The organism is Paenibacillus sp. FSL M8-0212 (genome assembly GCF_038004645.1).
GTDB lineage: Bacteria > Bacillota > Bacilli > Paenibacillales > Paenibacillaceae > Paenibacillus.
Window position 1 is genome coordinate 2536488 of record NZ_JBBORP010000001.1, and the last position, 17886, is coordinate 2554373.

The 17886-nt window shown below is 43.4% G+C and carries 14 protein-coding genes; 9 read left to right on the forward strand and 5 right to left on the reverse strand.

Annotated features, from left to right (window positions below):
- Positions 1-151: 151 nt before the first annotated feature.
- From MKX68_RS11345 to MKX68_RS11360, 4 genes are all read right to left on the reverse strand, one after another.
- Positions 152-604 carry a HEAT repeat domain-containing protein gene (locus tag MKX68_RS11345; RefSeq protein WP_340911518.1) on the reverse strand — a complete coding sequence of 151 codons (453 nt, stop codon included), beginning with the start codon at positions 602-604 and terminating at the stop codon, positions 152-154.
- Positions 605-706: 102 nt separating this feature from the next.
- Positions 707-1657 (reverse strand): YndJ family transporter, encoded by a 951-nt coding sequence (locus tag MKX68_RS11350; RefSeq protein WP_340911521.1) that lies wholly within the window; start codon positions 1655-1657, stop codon positions 707-709.
- A gap of 242 nt (positions 1658-1899) precedes the next feature.
- Positions 1900-2445, reverse strand: coding sequence for a DUF6199 family natural product biosynthesis protein (locus MKX68_RS11355; protein ID WP_340911523.1), 546 nt, complete (start codon positions 2443-2445; stop codon positions 1900-1902).
- 157 nt (positions 2446-2602) lie between these two features.
- Positions 2603-3229: a hypothetical protein gene (locus MKX68_RS11360; protein WP_340911526.1), complete on the reverse strand. Its 627-nt coding sequence runs from the start codon at positions 3227-3229 to the stop codon at positions 2603-2605.
- 582 nt (positions 3230-3811) lie between these two features.
- Here MKX68_RS11360 and MKX68_RS11365 point away from each other — a divergent pair.
- From MKX68_RS11365 to MKX68_RS11395, 7 genes are all read left to right on the forward strand, one after another.
- Positions 3812-6187, forward strand: a complete 2376-nt coding sequence (locus MKX68_RS11365) for an Ig-like domain-containing protein (RefSeq protein WP_340911529.1) — start codon at positions 3812-3814, stop codon at positions 6185-6187.
- Positions 6188-6449: 262 nt separating this feature from the next.
- A complete protein-coding gene (locus MKX68_RS11370) occupies positions 6450-8573 on the forward strand; it encodes a 5'-nucleotidase C-terminal domain-containing protein (protein WP_338589579.1) in 2124 nt (707 codons plus the stop codon).
- A 201-nt stretch (positions 8574-8774) separates the two neighbouring features.
- Positions 8775-9893, forward strand: a complete 1119-nt coding sequence (locus tag MKX68_RS11375; protein WP_340911534.1) for a GNAT family N-acetyltransferase — start codon at positions 8775-8777, stop codon at positions 9891-9893.
- 364 nt (positions 9894-10257) lie between these two features.
- Positions 10258-10803, forward strand: coding sequence for a 50S ribosomal protein L25 (locus tag MKX68_RS11380; protein WP_074092862.1), 546 nt, complete (start codon positions 10258-10260; stop codon positions 10801-10803).
- Between the two features lie 416 nt (positions 10804-11219).
- The gene (locus MKX68_RS11385; RefSeq protein ID WP_074092861.1) at positions 11220-11837 is read left to right on the forward strand and encodes a hypothetical protein; all 618 of its coding nucleotides are present in this window, start codon (positions 11220-11222) and stop codon (positions 11835-11837) included.
- A 319-nt stretch (positions 11838-12156) separates the two neighbouring features.
- Positions 12157-12717 carry a DUF4303 domain-containing protein gene (locus MKX68_RS11390; protein WP_340911538.1) on the forward strand — a complete coding sequence of 187 codons (561 nt, stop codon included), beginning with the start codon at positions 12157-12159 and terminating at the stop codon, positions 12715-12717.
- A gap of 177 nt (positions 12718-12894) precedes the next feature.
- On the forward strand, positions 12895-13233 hold the full coding sequence (locus MKX68_RS11395) for a hypothetical protein (protein WP_340911541.1): 339 nt from the start codon (positions 12895-12897) through the stop codon (positions 13231-13233).
- Positions 13234-13317: 84 nt separating this feature from the next.
- Here the strand turns inward: MKX68_RS11395 and MKX68_RS11400 are convergent, their stop codons facing one another.
- Positions 13318-14040: a YheC/YheD family protein gene (locus MKX68_RS11400; RefSeq protein ID WP_340911544.1), complete on the reverse strand. Its 723-nt coding sequence runs from the start codon at positions 14038-14040 to the stop codon at positions 13318-13320.
- Positions 14041-14493: 453 nt separating this feature from the next.
- Here MKX68_RS11400 and MKX68_RS11405 point away from each other — a divergent pair, with 453 nt between their 5' ends.
- Together MKX68_RS11405 and MKX68_RS11410 are read left to right on the forward strand one after the other, a co-directional pair.
- Positions 14494-15588, forward strand: coding sequence for a bifunctional glycosyltransferase family 2/GtrA family protein (locus tag MKX68_RS11405; protein WP_338589564.1), 1095 nt, complete (start codon positions 14494-14496; stop codon positions 15586-15588).
- Positions 15588-17879: a glycosyltransferase family 2 protein gene (locus tag MKX68_RS11410; RefSeq protein ID WP_340911548.1), complete on the forward strand. Its 2292-nt coding sequence runs from the start codon at positions 15588-15590 to the stop codon at positions 17877-17879. The genes MKX68_RS11405 and MKX68_RS11410 overlap by 1 nt, the downstream gene beginning before the upstream one ends.
- Positions 17880-17886 lie beyond the last annotated feature (7 nt).

The following is a 17886-nucleotide window of genomic DNA, read 5'->3' on the forward strand; positions in this document are numbered from 1 at the left end:
CAGGGCGTTTTTTTGTCAGACCAGTTTGACAGTGGTGACTTTTTTAGAGAAAAAATAACCCCACATCTAATGGAGGTGACGCTGAAAAAATAAAGAAGCCACTCCATTGATGGAGTGGCTTGGTATTCAGCTATTATACGGTGAACGGCGGCTATCTTCTACCTAGTGTCTCCCAAATTCCATGGAGCCAGGAGTCGAACTCAGCATCTTTGTCGCCCTCGTAAGTATCATAGAGATCCAGACGTGTCTTTTGCAGTTTTTCCTTAAATTCCTCAAATGTATGACCTTCAGGAAGGCTTTTTTTGATCCGCAGCAAAATTTTGTTAGTACCTTTAAACAGCTCGCCTTTGTTTTTGGCAGGCATTTGTACATCTTCATCCAACTGTTTCAGCTTGTGATATGCGGCTTCACGCACCTGGAACACTTGATCATTTTTCAAAACATGCTGAAGTAACTTCATGGTAGGAGCTGTATCCCAGTTCCCCAATTCGTTCACCGCATCTAGTCTGTCTCTCCAGCTTGACGTCCGATTAGCCGCTCGTTTGAGCTCTTCAAAGTTCTCCGGTAGTTCGTTCACTGCTCCAACTTCATGGTTGTTCGTCAAAATTCAATCTCCTTAATCATCGCCATCTTGGCAGAATGATGAATGTTATTAAACACTATTATAGCACGAACCTGACTAAACTACTCCTATGAAGCCGATTGGTTAGCCTTTTCCTTTAACGAAGTCTACCATGAACACCCAACCAATCAGTCCACATAAGACAAAACCAAACGCATGCAGAGCTCCGTAAATGGGAATGAAATCGCGTATGGTTAATGAGTACATATTTTTCAGTAAAGGATAGAAGATGGAAATGACGACCACCGTGTAAAAGGCTAGGCAAGAAAGGCCTAAAAAGATGGTTGCCTTAATATCCAAAGCGTTTTTCCTCAAGTAAGTAAGGAGATAAGCGGTGTAAACCACAATATTACAGGCAAACAAAGCGACACCAATGTATTCAATCGGCTTGGAAAAAATCATACCAATCGCAATCAAGATGGGTCCGATGATATCGATGGCAACAACCCAGGGATACCAGCTTTTCTTCATCATGATGCGTCCCAGTTCACCAATGAAAATTGGAACGATTGCAGATGAGAAATGAAAGTGAACCGAGCTTAACGCGTGCGTTGCAGGATTAGCTTGGAAAAGGTTCAATTGATATTGATATAAGGTAAACCAAATGCCCCCGATAAAAAAATAAACGAGCCCCGCGCCAATCGCTATTTCCGCTGCTTTTCCTTTAGAAATCACAATCGTGGTCAAGCCAAAGATGCCGAGCAGCAGTGTGAACAGTAGCCATCCAAGAGACAGAATCCCTGGAATTTCCGTACTTTCTAACCCCCACATCTTACTACTCATTACCGAGGCCAGGGTAAGAAGCGCGGCGGGAAATTGAAGCCATTTCATAGCGGCATACATCATTCGTTGATATGTATTCTTCGCGTCATGGTCCAAAAGTAAAATTACAAGAGGCACAATAACGAAAGCCGCAAACAGCAGAAATTTTTCAACAAGTTCGAATTGAAAGTAATTTAGATAAAATATCAGAATGGTTATGATTCCACCGGGAAATGCGGGTGATTTCATGAGTTGCTTCAAGGAACTATTCATGGGGCTTCCTTTCTAACCTACGTTTATCGTAATACTTGCCTGCATCCAGTTGTGTAGCGTTCTTTAGTATAGATCGGCAATTCTTCTTTAAGTAGTCTAACACATTTATTTGTCAATATATGAAAATAAGCTTATCTTACTGCGGTTGATGGAGTCATGGAAAATAGCCCTTGTTTGTTCTTTGCTAAGCAAAAAGAACCTCACCTACGTGGGGTTCTTGAGTATTAATTATAATGACGATACTAATCGCTATATTTTGTGTGAAACCAATTTTTTAACTCTTCGCTCATTATCTCAAATTCCGTCTCGGTAAACTTCGGATGCAATTCGATTCCTCCAGATGGTCCGAAAATAACGATGTCTAGGCTCGTTTCATCTATAAATGTAATTTTTCCAGCATTGTTCGATCCAAACACATCACCTGCATCAAAAGGTCTAAGTTCTGCATCTTTTATCATTTGGATAACCGTATTTTTTTCTTCTTCGCTTAATATTTCGGGATTAATCATGCCAATACTGATTTCTTTTACTTGCCCTGCATTCAGTTTCTCTTTAAATTGTTCCGCCCATTTGCTGTCCGCTCCGCTTCCTGTGGAGCAACTTGAAACGATCAGTATAAAACCGACTATCACTAAGACAATACCTGAGATCCGTCCAGCATTTAATGCTAAATCACTTGGCTCCGCATCTTTAAACTTCCATCCCAGTCGAACATACCAAGCAAAGTAAGGCCAAATCGCCGTAATTATTCCTATGATTAAGACTACAACACCTATAATTCCTGTCAAACAATCACATCCTGTATATGTTAATTATTCTATTTACTACGATAAATACTTGTTAAAGTTTCTTGTATGTAGATATCCATTGCTATACATCAGCAATCTATCAACTTCCTTGGGAAACAAAAAAAGAGCCGCGCATCACGCGGCTCTCCAACTGATTTTAGCGCCCACCCGTATTGGAAGCCCAGACAGGAATCCAACTGTTCGGATAATAATCATTGGTCAGGGTTGTGTTATAGAGAACTAAATTCCCATCACTTTGCATGATCAGTGTATCACCTGTTGTGTTAGTTGGTAAGCTGCTTCCGTGATGACCCGGAATCCATGAGGTGGTATTGGGAGACCAAGCAGCTACCTGTACAGAAGTATCGATCACCAAAACTTTATCCCATCCCCAACCGGTGTAATATTCGAATTTACCTGTAGCCGGATTAAAACCAAAACGATAACCATATTGGTAAACATCTTGATATTTCATGCCATATTTATACATGACAGGTTTCCCGTATTGTGGTTCAAACTTGAACGAGAGAGCACCGCTGTTACTAGTTCCGCTACTCCAGAGAGAAGAACCGTTTTGATAGATAACGAAGTTCCCGTCATTTTGCCAAATGGCTGAAAATCTACCATCTTGGGAGGTTAAATAGTCACCCTTTGCCATGTTTTGGCCAATCGTGAGCTTATCTCCGAGATAGCCAGCAGAAGCCGTCGTTGGTAAGGCAAATGCAAGAATCAACAAGCAAGCCATAAGAATTCGAAAAGATCTGGGGAAAAGTTGTCTGTTCATTGGACACGCTCCTATGTTTTTTTAATGGTTGAAGCTAAATGCATAGAACTACAAGTCCTTATAATTATTTCGTATTTCTGCGCAGCGTTCGGTTAGGAGTGGTGAAAGAGCAATCAACACATCCCCCAGTGGTAGTTATAGGGAAAATCGACATACAATGCTCTCCGGGGTCACCTCCTTTAATAGACAATAAGTTGCTGAATACATCGTATGTAAATGGATATGTGTTAACGAGAGTTGAGGGAGCTGGAGGTCCACGGAAGGTTGCTATTATAACTGCCCATACATTTGACCAAAATAAGAATATGACTTTTTATACCATTATATCAACTAAAAAGATAAAATACATAATTTTCTATTAACATCTATCTGTTCGATAGTGGAAGGCATAAATGAATACTTTTAACTAGTCTCACTCTCGACTTACAGTTAGTAGTTCAGTTGTGGCAAACGATTTATTTTTATTTGTGGATATAGGAATTTGGACGAATGTGTCGAATGATTGATTAGATTGAATTTGAAGTATTTCAAAAGAGTTTTAGATGATTTTTTCATCCAGAGGAAAGATACGAGGAGGGTCATATGAATTTTGGCAAAAGGATAGGGAGCTTCATTCTGGTCTTGTCTCTCATTACAGGACTGTTGTATTTAAAACCATCGGATAAGGTGTATGCAGCGGCTCCAACGTCAACAATCACGATAGATAATACGCTGCTGAAAATTGGTAGCACATCAAAGGTAACCTTTACGTTCTCGGAAGCGGTACAAGGGTTGGATTATGGAGACTTAACGGTTCCAAACGCTACACTGACTGCACCTTCATCTTCGGATGGAGGCATTACGTGGACCGCAACTCTCACACCTGACCTCGACATTACAGATGCAACCAACGTCATTACTCTCAACAATGGGGGTGTGATGAATCAAGACCGTACTGTAGGTGCAGGTATAACCACCTCGAATAATTATGAGGTCTATACCGCCCGGCCAAAGGCAACGATTGTTGTAGCCGATACAACACTGACCATTGGTAAGACATCACAGGTAACGATCACATTCTCTGAGGCCGTGACAGGTTTTACCCTCGCAGACCTTGCGGTGACGAATGGAACAATTCACAATCTGGCTACAGATGACAATATTACGTATACAGCAGAACTAACCCCAACTGTCGGCATGACTGCTGCAATCAACAAGATTACACTCGACAATATGGGTGTGATGAATCAAGGCGGCAATGAAGGCATAGGAACAACAGACTCAAATAACTTCGCAATCGATACAGTAAGGCCCACAGCAATGATTGTCGTAGCCGATGCTGCACTTACCGTCGGGAAGACATCAGAGGTCACCTTCACGTTTTCCGAAGCAGTAACAGGCTTTACCAGTGATGATCTGACCGTTGCAAACGGTACGCTAGGTGCCGTTAGTTCTTCCCATGGAGGCATTACATGGACCGCGATATTGACGCCGACTGTCGGTATCACGAATGGAACGAATAACATTACACTTAATAATACAGGCATCAATGATGTTGCAGGCAATGCCGGCACGGGTACGACAGATTCGAATAATTATGCGGTCTATACTGTCCAACCAACGGCAACGATTGTTGTAGCTGATACAACGCTGACCAGTGGCAAAACATCCGTGGTAACGATCACATTCTCAGAGGCTGTGTCGGGTTTTGATAATGCGGATCTGACGGTTGCGAATGGTACACTGAGTGCTGTTCAATCATCCGATGGGGGTGTGACGTGGACAGCAACGTTAACACCTCAAGCGAACGTGAGCAAATCGTTCAATGTTATCACCCTTCAGAATAATGGAGTGTCTAATGGTGCCGGTAATGCAGGACAGGGTATAACGGAGTCCAATCCGTATTCCGTTTTCACTATACAGCCTGTACAAACAACAAGTCCGAGCAGTCCTTCTGCACCAATGGCTCCGATAGACAATACAGTCACTTCAACAACGGGTAAAATAACCATTCCGATGGGTAAGTCAGGCGTTGTTAGCTTGGGCAAGGAGATTCAAATCTCAATTCCAGCCGGAGGATCACCTCAAGAACTGACTTTGTCGATTGATAAAGTATCTGATACCGAAACTCTGCTAAGAAATAAAGAGATTCTGGCCAGCCCGGTATTTGAGCTTCTGAAGAATTTCACAGAGAACTTTCTCAAGCCGGTAAAAATGACATTTACATTTGATTCATCAGGTCTTGAGAGTCACCATTCGGCAGCTGTATTTTATTATGATGAAGTGAATAAGGCATGGGATAAAGTGGACGGAGGTATTATAAAAGGGAACCAAATCATAGTCGAGGTCAATCACTTTACGAAGTATGCTGTCCTTGTTGTAGATAAAACCAGCGGAAAGCCCATCTTGAATAAGCCAGCTGAACCGACGACAGAATCTGGCTTTAGCGATATCTCGGGACACTGGGCAGAAGCAAGAATTAAACAAGCCTTAAGCAGCGGTATGATTACCGGTTATCCGGATGGAACGTTCAATCCGGGGAAAAACGTCACACGTGCCGAGTTCTCAGTCATGCTGATGAGTGCGTTGAATTCACAAAAAGCAGGAGTGGAACTGGTATTCTCAGATAAAACCGAAATTGGAGCTTGGGCCAAAATGGCAGTCTCGCAAGCCGTGCAAGAAGGCATTCTTAGCGGTTATCCGGATGACACGTTCCGGCCAAACGCCAATATAACACGTGCCGAGATGGTAGTGATGGTTGCGAATGCGCTCAAGGTATCTACTATAGGAAATGATGCAACGTCTTTTTCAGATGAGAAATCTATTCCTGTTTGGGCAAAAACCTCTGTGGCAGCTCTGAAGGAACATGGCCTTGTCGAAGGTATGGATAACAATTATTTTAAACCTAAATCACCGACCACTAGAGCAGAGGCTGTTGTTATATTGATGAACATGTTAGATAAAACCAAAGCAGAATAGTAATTAACAGAGAAACATCTCTACCTCTATAGAGAGGAAATTGGGGTGAAAGATACTCTTGCGGTTGAGTGTTCTGAGCAACTATATGAAGGAAATAAAGGCACCCTGTAGGGTGTCTTTATTTTTAGCTAGTAGTAACTATGCATCTCCTCTATAAATCTCCCAAAATTTTTACATACATTTTATATATTTTATGATTTTTATGAATTGAACTATGGTAAAATATCTCAGGATCTAAAATTGGAGAGGGGTTTTTTCATTCATGTTTTGGAAAAAAGTTTTGGGTAAAAGCACACTGCGTGTAGCTACTGCTGCACTATTACTCACGCAACTATTGGGCGCAGCGGGTTCTGTCTCTGCCGCAGGTAACGATGTAGAAGTACACTTGATTGGAATTAATGATTTCCACGGTCAGTTAGATACCACATCAATAGTGGGTGATAAGAAGGCAGGAACGGCTCCAATTCTAGCAACCTATCTCAAAGAAGCGCAAGCCAAATATGAACACTCCCTACTCTTCCATAATGGAGACTCTGTTGGTGCATCTGCTCCAGCCTCATCTTTGGATCGTGACGAGCCTACCATGGAATGGATGAATATGATGGGCTTTGATGTAGGGTCCTTAGGGAATCATGAATTTGACCAAGGTGTCGCTGCTTTGAAAGCACAAATCTTTGGTGGCCTTGATCCAAAAGAAGGAAAAGTAACGCATGCCGGTGCAAAATTTGATTACGTCAATGCAAACGTGATTGAAACTGCCACAGGAAAAACATTGATTAAGCCGTATGTGATTAAAGAAGTGGGCGGAGTCAAAATTGGATTTATCGGACTAGTCACGAAATCCACACCTGCCAAAGTATCTCCATCTGGGACAGCTGGCGTACGTTTCTTAAGCCCAGAAGAAGAAGTGGAAGCCGTTAATAAATATTCCAAAGAGTTGCAAGACCAAGGTGTAGAAACGATCATTGTTTTGGCACATGATCCAGCAACAACCAAAGAAGGCGTAACTACTGGAGAAGCAGCTGATCTGGCAAAAGCTTTACCGGCGGATTCCCCTGTTGACGTTATCGTTGCAGGTGACAATCATGCTTTGGCTAACGGTGAAGTGAATGGAAAGTTGATCGTTCAAGCTTATTCCTATGGTACGGCGTTTGAAGATATCAAGTTGATGATTGACCCTGCTACCGGGGATGTAACTGAAAAATCAGCGACTGTTACAACGACTTTCCAAGAGGGTGTAAAAGAAGACCCTGAATCTTTAGCTATTATTAAAAAATCATTGGACAAGCATCCTGAGCTGACGAAGCCAGTAGGTACAACGGATGGTTCTGTTACCCGTACAGATGCTTATAATAACGAAGCCCCTCTAGGAAACCTCATTGCAGATTCAATGCGTGAAGCAGACTTTGGGGATAAGGCAAGTGCTGCTGACTTTGCATTTATGAATCCAGGCGGTATTCGTGCGGATCTGCCACAAGGCGATGTGACCTTTGCTGATCTTGCCAAAATCCAACCGTTCGGTAACACTCTAGTGAAGCTGGAACTGACTGGCGAACAAATTAAAACTTTGTTGCAACAACAATGGGGTACCAACGCTGACGGTACACCTAATACCAAAACACTTCAAATCTCTGGTTTGAAATACACTGCAGATTTCAATAAGCCGGTCGCAGAACGTGTTACTGGTCTTAGTCTTGAAGATGGTACACCTATTGATCCTGCAAAAACATATACGGCTGTAGTTAACAACTTTATGGCTGCAGGTGGAGATAACTATAAAGTGCTGCTGGATGCTAAATCATCCCTGGCAGGTCCTATCGATCTGGATGTATTCTACCAGTACATCGTAGATACGTATAAAGGCGGTAGCATCGAAGCTAAAAATGAAGGACGTATCACAAACCTGGCTGCATCTACCGAGCCAACAGAAACACCTGTAACAACAGAAGTCATTTCTCGTGCTGAATTTGTAAGTGCTCTGGTCGACATGTTGAAACTTAACGAAGTAGCGACAGCACCTGCATTCAAGGATGTTGCGGCTAATGCTGCATATGCAGATGCGATTGCTGAAGCTACGCATGCTGGATTCATCCAAGGTTATGGTGGAAACTTCTATCCTGATCGGGATATCACGCGTGAAGAAGCTGCTACCATTCTTGCTAAATTGGTAAAAGATCAAGCGACTGATAAAGACGCTGCTACGATTATTGCTAGTTTCGAAGATGGTAAATCGGTGTCTGCCTATGCAATTAAACCTATGGCAAAATTGATTGACAAAGGTATTTTTGCTGGAACAGATAAAAAATCACTTCAACCTAAACAAGGTCTTACTACTAACGATGCAAAAGCATTGATTGAAAAAGCTGTTGCAGCAAAAGCTTCATAATTTAGAACTTATTCAAACTTTATATGAGAACAGGAAAACACATCCGATTGGGAGAAGTCTATATCCCAATTAAGGATGTGTTTTTTTCATGCTTACATGTGGTCGACCTCTTCTACGTTGCTGGGCAGGATATTGAATATGCTCCTAGAATTATGTTTTGGAAGGCTGTTTATCAATATTGATGTTGAAAGGATAGGGCAAATGACTGAATACAGAATGGCAACTCCAGATGAGCGTGAAGAATGTATCGATTTAGCCAACTATGCTTTTCACTTGGATTTTGAAACCCTGATACCCAAAGGGTATGGGAAGAACGTAGATTCTTCTGCCATGCATAAGGTTGCTGTAGATGAGGAAGGTAGGCTGCGCGCGCAGGTAGCTGTTTTTCCAGAGCCTCTGACGGTATGTGGCTATACCCTGCGAACCGGCTATTTGGGTACTGTATCGGTCCATCCACGGGCGCGTGGCGAAGGACATATGAAGGTGCTCATGGACATGTGGCTTGAGGAACTGCGCAATACGTGTGATATGGTTGTATTATATGGTCAGCGGCAGAGATATGAGTATTTTGGCTTCACGCTTGGTGGTGTAAAGCTCAAGTATATTGTGGGAGAGGCCAATGTGCGCCATGGCTTAAAACATGTGAACGACACAGGAATATCCTTCGGGCCGTTCTTCGAGATTGAAGGAGCAGAGTCCTTTGCACTTAGCATCAACACCTCGCGGCTTGCTTATGTTGAACGTACAGTGCAGCAATTGCCGCTTATTTTCGGCAGCCTCCATCAAAAGGCGCTGGGCGTTCTGGATCGAGGTAAACTGATCGGGTATCTAATTGTAAATGAAACAGGCGATGAAATATCTGAATTTGCGTTGGAAAATGAGGCAGATATTTCGCGGACGATTAAGGCTTATATGGTACATAGCAGATCGGATCGTATATCTATATTTACGCCGGAATATGACATTCCGCTGAATACGACACTTGGCAACATTGCGGAAGACTATGTTATTGAGACATCGGATATGTATCATATTCTGGACTTTGCCAATGTATTGGAGGCATATCTGACACTCAAATTCAAAACCACAGGGATAGTGGAGGGAGAATTCTCAGCAGTTATGGACGGTCAGCCGATTACTGCGCGAGTGGATGCGAGTGGTGTGACTGTCGAGCGATCTGCTAAGACCGATGCCGTTGTCCTTGATAAGCAGCAGGCTCAGGCGCTTCTACTTACACAACATGGCCGTTATATGGCAGTTGCTGCGCCCGTTGGGTGGTTTCCACTCCCGATATTCTGGTACAAGATCGATAAATTCTGACGAATCCAACGAGTATTAACGATATATAAATTAGAGATGAGGACATGAAGGCCACTCCACGTTGGGTGGTCTCTATGCTGATAACGATGCGGACAGGATGGAGACACTTTTGATCATATTATGGGGTTATATCGACAAAAGGATGTTTCTATGATAGGGTGGAGGCATCCCATAGGCATTCTACTCTTCGGAGTAGAGTGCCTTCATGTATATTATGGGAGCTTACATTAAATGTATTTTAAAATCAATTGGATCGTATATGGAGGTGGTGATGCTATGTTTCTCTCTTTAGCCCCAACAGGGGATGGTTGGATGAGTATTAAAAATGTGAAAATATCATTTAATAAAGAGGAGCGAACATAGCATGACTACTAGTTTTCAGGCGGAGACCCGCATTCCATTAAATTCTTCTCGACTTAAGGATCTACGTAAATCCGGGCGTTTGCCAGGTATTGTTTTTGGCAGAAATACGGAGAATGAGATGATTCATATTCCAACAATAGAATTTCAAAAGTGGTTGAAGCAAGGAGCGTCTGGTTTTATCGAATTGCAGTTTGAAGAGAAAGGCCCATTGACCGTATTATTGGAAGACCTTCAACGTGATTCGGTTACACGAGATTTGATTCATGTGGATTTTCAACAGGTGCAGACCAATGAGATCATGCGCACTAAAATTCCTGTCAAGTTCAACGGCACACCGATTGGCACAAAACAGGGCGGTGTCGTGCAAGTTCAATTAGCTTCTATTGAAGTGGAGGCATTGCCGAGACACTTGCCAACGTCGATTGAATTTGACATTAGTACTATGGAACTTGGAGAAACGCTACATGTAAGTGATGCAACCTTTGCTCCAGATGTGACGGTGATCTCTGAGGGAAATGAGTCTCTTCTCTCTGTAGTTAAACCTTAACAATTCCAAATTCGCAGAGCTGAATAAGTCAAAATTAGCCGTACGGGTGATCATCCGTACGGCTAATTTGTGCTGATCACGATATGTTGGCGTGCCCCCATCCTCACAAAGCGGGTAATCTAAAATTCACCTTACGTATGTCTTTTGCTCGCGTACAGGCGCAATGATCCTGATATTTCGCTACCCTTTCAAAGTTCATTCGCAAAATTCAGGTGTAAAGTAGGTAGACTCAGGAAAGGTAATCACTATAATGGAAATAAGATACATATAAGTTGATATATAAGAACAGATACGGATGAATTAACGCTCAATATAGAGATAGAGATAGAGATATAGATGAGGAAGAGCGGTGGGTAAACCTGAACTGCTAAGGTCAATGGCATAACATTTCTAAACAGGGCGGTGAGCGAAAAAAAATGGACAAATTAAAGAATAGCGGATTCTATAAACTGAGATTCTTCATCACTCCTGAAGAGTTTAAAAGCCTTTTGCAGCTTTTGGAGCATCGGCAAGCGCAATTCTATCGTACCAATGCTGCCCGAACAGAGCATGATTATAATCAGGTGTACGAGGAGTATCAGACGTTCTATCAGTATTTTGTGGCAGGAGAAAAGAGAGATGACATCCATCCCTTCTTTGTTTACTCTATTTCTATTGCATCGGATCAAGAAAGTTCAGGATTTTTTGTGAGAAATGAAGGGGTTTCTTTTCCATATCACGGACAATGGGCAGAGGATGAACTGCCGTGTATCTTGCTTTCATTTCCGAAAGGTTTTCAAGTTAATTTGGAAGATGAAAAAGGAAAGTACTATATATATGAGGATATCCGGGACCATAAGCCGCTAACCTATGCGCTTTTCGATGAAATAAGAGACTCGATCAAAAAAATGACCAAACCCCTTCGCTTCTCAGCCCATGATGCAGATGCGATGAAGGAGCAAAAGCCCTCTGTGCGTATAAGCCATGATGCAATGCACGACTTGAGCCAATCGTGGATATTCAGTAAATATGGACTTGTGATTCATGGCAAATAGGAGGGGGACGAAATGATGTTCGCCCTAAAGCTTATCTGTACCTGGGTACTGCTAGTTGCCTCATGTTCAGCAGTATGGTGGAGTTTCAGAACAGAAAAGCTTATAACCATCTCCTGGCTGGCATTTTTGCTACCGGCTGTCTTCCAGCTCGCTACCGCTTTCCGGATCGGTCCAGGCCAAGCAAAGTCACTCATCGTGTTCGGCTGCATCAATCTGGTGTTTGCTATCCTTGTGGGTGCGGGTGTCTGGTATCTAGTCCAAATAGCCAATTCATATCGAAGGGGCAAATGATCAACGAATGGAAAGGGGAACTCCAATCATGAAGCCAATGCAAGAAATAGAGACACTGGCTATAGAGATCGCTGCTGCCGCCAGAACGTCTTTTTGCACTCTTTTTGAAAATGGTGAACGTTACTATTATTGTACGTTATACACTACTGGCGAAGGACATGCGCCAAGCATCTCTGCCTGGTCGTGGGAAGCTTTGGCGTTGGAGTCGGCTAGGCAAGCAGAGGAGAGTGATACGCCGGTCTCCACGATTGCGGATCTCATCAAATGGTCGTATGCGGATTCGCCCTATTGTTGTTTTCAGGATGATCACTTTGACGATGTCAAACAACGATATAACGAGCGTCCTTTCATTGCGGATCTGGAGTATGATGATTGGAATCGGGAGTTGGATGTGAGGTTGAGCGCTATGGAGCTGGCGATGAAAATGCTCGATGATGAAGGCATATTTGCCTTAAATCAACTGCGAGAATCGGTATGTGTCCTTGTTGAAGTCATGCCGCCGGATAAGAGCAATACCGAAATTGCTTTACGTTTGAATCGGGCAGAATCTCCGGCTATGCAAGCATGGTTGGCGGAGGCGGCAGAATAAGATGATTATGATAATAGGACTATAATTCTCGAACCACCTTTGCACATGAAAGGGTGGTTCTTTTTTGTGTCTGCGCCCCTCGGACAAACACACTTTTTCTGCCTTGTCCACATTTATACCTCACCAAAACTATTTAATTGCATCTAATAGATTATCAATAAAAAGGAGGTTTTGAGAATGGGAAATAGAAGACCTGGAGCACCTAGTGGTTATGACCCTGTTCAGATCTATAACTCGACTTCGTTTAATGCGAGTGGAGTAGTGGAGTATGCATCCATCTTTTGTAGCAACGATAGATATAGTGTTCAGCGTGATGAGACTTGGAGATCTTCCGGCCGTGGTGTGTGCCTGGTAACTAGAATCACTGCGACAGTTAGAACACCGAGTGGAAATATTGAGGCTGAACCGTATACCTCTTCTGGTACTTCGTACAGCCAGTTCGCCATTATACAGGTAGGGGTAAATCAGTTCCGAGTGACACGTGTTACAAGTGCGACTAGAAAATGCCGGAAATAACCGAAGAGGGTTAATATCAAGAACAGGTATTAAACAGGATGAGACGACTGGCCATGAGTAAAAGGCTGGTCGTCTTCTTTTGCTTTAATGTTCTTTGTACCATAATATTCTGCGGTGCATCGAGGAATCTTTCAAAAGTCGGAAAGGCCGTAAGGCTGGTTGATAATTGCCTTCGATAATCCAAATTCGCCGTTTCTTGTCGATGGCTATATCGAACCCAACTTGTCTAAGCATAGGGTAATGCTCCCCCAATCGTTTGGCAGCTAATCGTGCAACTTGTTCCGCTCTGACAAGTAAGCGCCGATCTCCAATTCGAGCTAGTCTCAGTGCTTTAAAAACGGGAATGGGGCGGTTATTCACATTGGTGACTTGGTATCCTTGTGCTGCGACTTTAGCATAGGAACCGGTCACGTTCCAAGTGGACGAGGAACCCTTTTTGCGCTGAACCATGATCCGAATGTCGAAAGGCCTGTGTTTAATTTGAGCAAGCTGCAGACGCTTTTGGACAATATATTCATCACTTTTGATTGTTTGTTCGAACCATTCCAGTAACTGCTCGTTGTCTCTCATGGTGACTGTGTTATTTTCATTTTGAATACGATAAGCCTTTGCACCGCTTCGTTTAATGAACAGGATACCCCTTCCGTAACTGCCATTACGAGGTTTCAGTACAACGCTGGGATACTGAAGAAGCATCTTCGTTAACGTATCCTTCTCAAGCAACTGTGTTTCTGGCAAACGTTCAGCGAGAGAGGGCTCATCGCGCAGAATGCCATACTGCAACCATTTGTCTCTTTCGAATAACATTGGAATCACAGCCTTTTTCAATCGTCTACGGTAATTCTAATTCAAATTCGTGATCCGCATAAGTGGCCATTCGTCCAGATTTGTAAGTCGATGCATGTCCAATCGGTCGATGGAGACAGAAGATGAACTTTTGCGAAAAATGACTGCAATCTGGGAAGGCGTTCATTCATGCTTTGAGTGGCTTCTGGATAAGCAGGCTCACTTCTATCACCACCGTGGATAACGGCATGCCATGCTGGTACATGTACTGAAACAAGAGCCAAATGTGAAATGGTTTGAGGAGTACTAGACTAACCCTCTTATAGTACTTTTTACCTATGAAATAGCTTATAAAAAAAGTGCGACTTTCTTACCAATATATATACAGATTATTCGTTTACTGTATGTCTTTTCGATGTTATACTCACAATATTCAAAAAAATGTTGAAATATGTCGAATTGAGGCTTATCAGGATGATTATAGGTAAACAAAACGGCGAAGCGATCATCCTCATTCCATCACTTGAACCGGATGAGAGACTTCCAACCTATGTACGGCAATTGCGAGAGTATGGCTTGACCAATATTGTTATTGTGGACGACGGATCGGGTGAGGCCTACCAGTCGATTTTTGAGGAGCTTCGTGAGAATGGTTGTGCTCTGCTAACACATGCGGAAAATCAGGGGAAGGGTGCAGCACTCAAGACCGGATTTCAGTATATTGCTCAGCAATTCGATGCATCTTCCTTCGTTGTAACTGCTGATTCAGACGGACAGCACGCGGCTGAGGATGTCTACCGTATAGCCCAAGAAGCAAGGCTTCATCCAGATTCGTTGGTGCTCGGGGTAAGGAACTTCAGTGAGGGGAACATACCGCCAAAGTCCCTGTTAGGCAATCGGATGACCTCCTTTATTTTTGCCATGCTGTATGGTAAAAAGCTGTCAGATACCCAGACTGGGCTTCGTGCATTCGGTCCCGGGTTACTTGCGTTTATGCAGGATGTACGCGGTATTCGGTTTGAATATGAGCTTCAGATGCTCATCTCGTGCATTCAGTCTGGCATACCGATTCATACCATGCCAATCCAAGTCATTTATGAAAATGGCAATGCGGGCACTCATTTTAAAGCAATCCAGGATAGTACCCGAGTAATGGGTGTGTTGTTCTCCAATTTTCTGCGGTTCATTTCATCATCGGTGGCCAGTTCTGTTGTTGATTTGGGTATTGCCTGGTTTTTGATCGACGCGTTGCGGCCCATGTTGGGTGAGCAACACTATCTAAGAATTCTGCTTGCAACTGTGATTGCGAGAGTGATTTCCATTGTGGTCAACTATGTACTGAACAGACACTTTGTATTTCGCAAAGAGGATAGCCAGGGAAGTCTATGGCGCTATCTGACGTTATGCGGAGTGGTGATCTTGCTTTCCAGTACCGGTGTATATATATTCCATACCGTTCTCTTCGTAGATGAGAAATTGGCGAAATTCGTCTGTGATGCCTTGCTGTTCCTGCTCAGTTTCCAATTGCAGCGAAGATGGGTATTTGCAGCAAGGAGGAAGCAGCTGTAGTGCAAAACGAAAAAAGGCAGAATATCTTTTTTGTCATCACGATGATCCTGATGTCGATTTATTTGGTATGGCGTACGTTCTTTACGTTGCCATGGGGTGAAGGCGTATTGAACGTCATTTTTGGGATGCTGTTGATTGTGGCTGAAACGGTCACCGTACTGACAACCTTTGAATTATTCTTTCAAAAGATGCAAAAAGAACGTACACAGCTCGACTTTCCAATCGTTCCGCCGGAGTACTATCCGGATGTGGATGTATTTATTGCTACGCATAATGAGCCTGTTGATCTGTTATATAAAACCGTTAATGCCTGTACGTTCATGGATTACCCGGACAAGCAGAAGGTTCATATCTATCTCTGTGACGATGGAGCAAGACCAGAGGTAGAGGAGCTTGCCAGACAGTTTGGCGTGGGATATCTGGGGTTCCCCGAAAACAAGGATGCCAAGTCTGGTAATCTGAACAATGCACTGAGCAAAAGCTCTTCTCCGCTCATTGCAACATTTGATGCAGATATGATTCCACAGCACACCTTTTTGATGAAAACGGTCCCCTATTTCATGCTCTCCACGTTTATTAAGGAGAATGAGGAATGGCGTCCTCGTAGGCAGGACGAGATGGACCCTAAGTTCAAGCTTGGGCTGGTACAGACCCCGCAGAGCTTCTACAATCCGGATCTATTCCAGTTTAACCTGTATGCAGAGCAAGGCATTCCGAATGAACAGGATTTCTTCTCCAGAGAAGTGAACATCCTGCGTAATGCTTCCAATGCGGTAGCCTATACAGGAAGTAATACGATTATTTCCCGCCAAGGCATGGAAGACATCGGAGGTTTTCCACTCAATACGATCACCGAGGATTTTGAGACAAGCATCCGCTTGCAGCAGGAAGGTTACATTACCTATGCCACTCAAGAGGTTCAAGCTGCCGGGCAGACAACAACAACAGTGAAGAGCATGATTAAGCAACGGATTCGCTGGGCAAGGGGAATTATTCAGAGCCTGCAGAATACGCGTGCACCCTTATCTGGGAAGCTTCCTTTCTGGACGAGAGTGACCTACTTAAGCAGTTTCTTATACTGGTGGTCTTTCTTTAACCGGTTGATTTTCATTTTGGCACCTATTTTATTTGCGTTATTCGACTTCCAGATTGTGAACACAACCTTCTGGCAGATCTTAATATTCTGGCTTCCTTCTTATTTCTTCTACAGTGTATCCATGCGATATCTGTCCAGTAATATTCGGAATCAGCGATGGAGTCAGGTTATCGATACCATATTTATGCCTTATCTGATCTGGCCTGTTCTCCTGGAGACGCTGGGTATTCGTGAGAAAAAATTCAAGGTTACCAACAAAAGCAGAGCAAGCGGTCGACAATGGATGTCTGCTCTAATATATGCCCTTCCGCATATCTTCTTGTTGTTGCTTTCCATTGCAGCCGTGATTCGGTATGTCAATGGCAAGTACGGCATTGCGCTGTTCTTCAGCAGTATCATTATTTTCTGGCTGATTCATAACATGATCGCATTATGTTACGCCCTGTTCTTCATGATTGGCCGCCGTGCGTATCGGGAGACAGAACGGATTCGGGCGCAGGAAGATGTCACGATTCATGACCAAGCCAACAATCTGCGATATCAGGCGAAAACGGTGGATGTATCCGAACAAGGGATTGCCTTTTATGTCCCTTATCCCATTTATTTGGCTGAGCAGAAGATCATCTCTCTGGTCGTCAAAACCGAGCGATATGAGGCGAACCTCGATGCAGTCATCGTTTATGTGAAACAGGATGGAGAGGGCTGGCGTTACTCCGCAACAGTTCAGCCGGTCGATGAGAATGATAACCGCCAATACATGCAAATCATCTACGACCGTAAACACTCATTGCCAGAGCAGATGAATCTGTGGGATACGGCTTATGACGATATGCTTCGCAATGTGAAAAAACGGATTGTTCAACCCAGATCGGATCAGCGAAAAATGCCGCGGCTTTCCCTTCAGCTTCCAGTTCATTTCACCAATGATGCTAGCTGTACGCTGCGCAGCTTCAATTATCGTTTCTTCTCCGCGACGGGTTTCCATGGTGATATTGTGGCAGGGGTGGTTGTTACTTTTTATACGAAGAGTAATATTGAAGTCATTTTGCAACATACGGGAAAAACGACAGCCCGTGAGCGCGAAGTGCTTTTCTCGGTGGAGAATATCGATGATATTGTGGAGAAGGGCTTGATCGACCAATTGCTGACGGATCTGATTCAGCCACATTCCGATCGTGCCACCAGAGAGGGTTAGGAGAGAT

What these genes read in the sequence shown, in the direction of transcription:
- MKX68_RS11375 (WP_340911534.1), top strand. Translation starts at nt 8,775, where the DNA reads ATGACTGAATACAGAATGGCAACTCCAGATGAGCGTGAAGAATGTATC.
- MKX68_RS11350 (WP_340911521.1), bottom strand. Translation starts at nt 1,657, where the DNA reads ATGAATAGTTCCTTGAAGCAACTCATGAAATCACCCGCATTTCCCGGT.
- MKX68_RS11400 (WP_340911544.1), bottom strand. Translation starts at nt 14,040, where the DNA reads ATGTTATTCGAAAGAGACAAATGGTTGCAGTATGGCATTCTGCGCGAT.
- MKX68_RS11370 (WP_338589579.1), top strand. Translation starts at nt 6,450, where the DNA reads ATGTTTTGGAAAAAAGTTTTGGGTAAAAGCACACTGCGTGTAGCTACT.
- MKX68_RS11405 (WP_338589564.1), top strand. Translation starts at nt 14,494, where the DNA reads ATGATTATAGGTAAACAAAACGGCGAAGCGATCATCCTCATTCCATCA.
- MKX68_RS11395 (WP_340911541.1), top strand. Translation starts at nt 12,895, where the DNA reads ATGGGAAATAGAAGACCTGGAGCACCTAGTGGTTATGACCCTGTTCAG.
- MKX68_RS11385 (WP_074092861.1), top strand. Translation starts at nt 11,220, where the DNA reads ATGGACAAATTAAAGAATAGCGGATTCTATAAACTGAGATTCTTCATC.
- MKX68_RS11380 (WP_074092862.1), top strand. Translation starts at nt 10,258, where the DNA reads ATGACTACTAGTTTTCAGGCGGAGACCCGCATTCCATTAAATTCTTCT.
- MKX68_RS11365 (WP_340911529.1), top strand. Translation starts at nt 3,812, where the DNA reads ATGAATTTTGGCAAAAGGATAGGGAGCTTCATTCTGGTCTTGTCTCTC.
- MKX68_RS11390 (WP_340911538.1), top strand. Translation starts at nt 12,157, where the DNA reads ATGAAGCCAATGCAAGAAATAGAGACACTGGCTATAGAGATCGCTGCT.
- MKX68_RS11360 (WP_340911526.1), bottom strand. Translation starts at nt 3,229, where the DNA reads ATGAACAGACAACTTTTCCCCAGATCTTTTCGAATTCTTATGGCTTGC.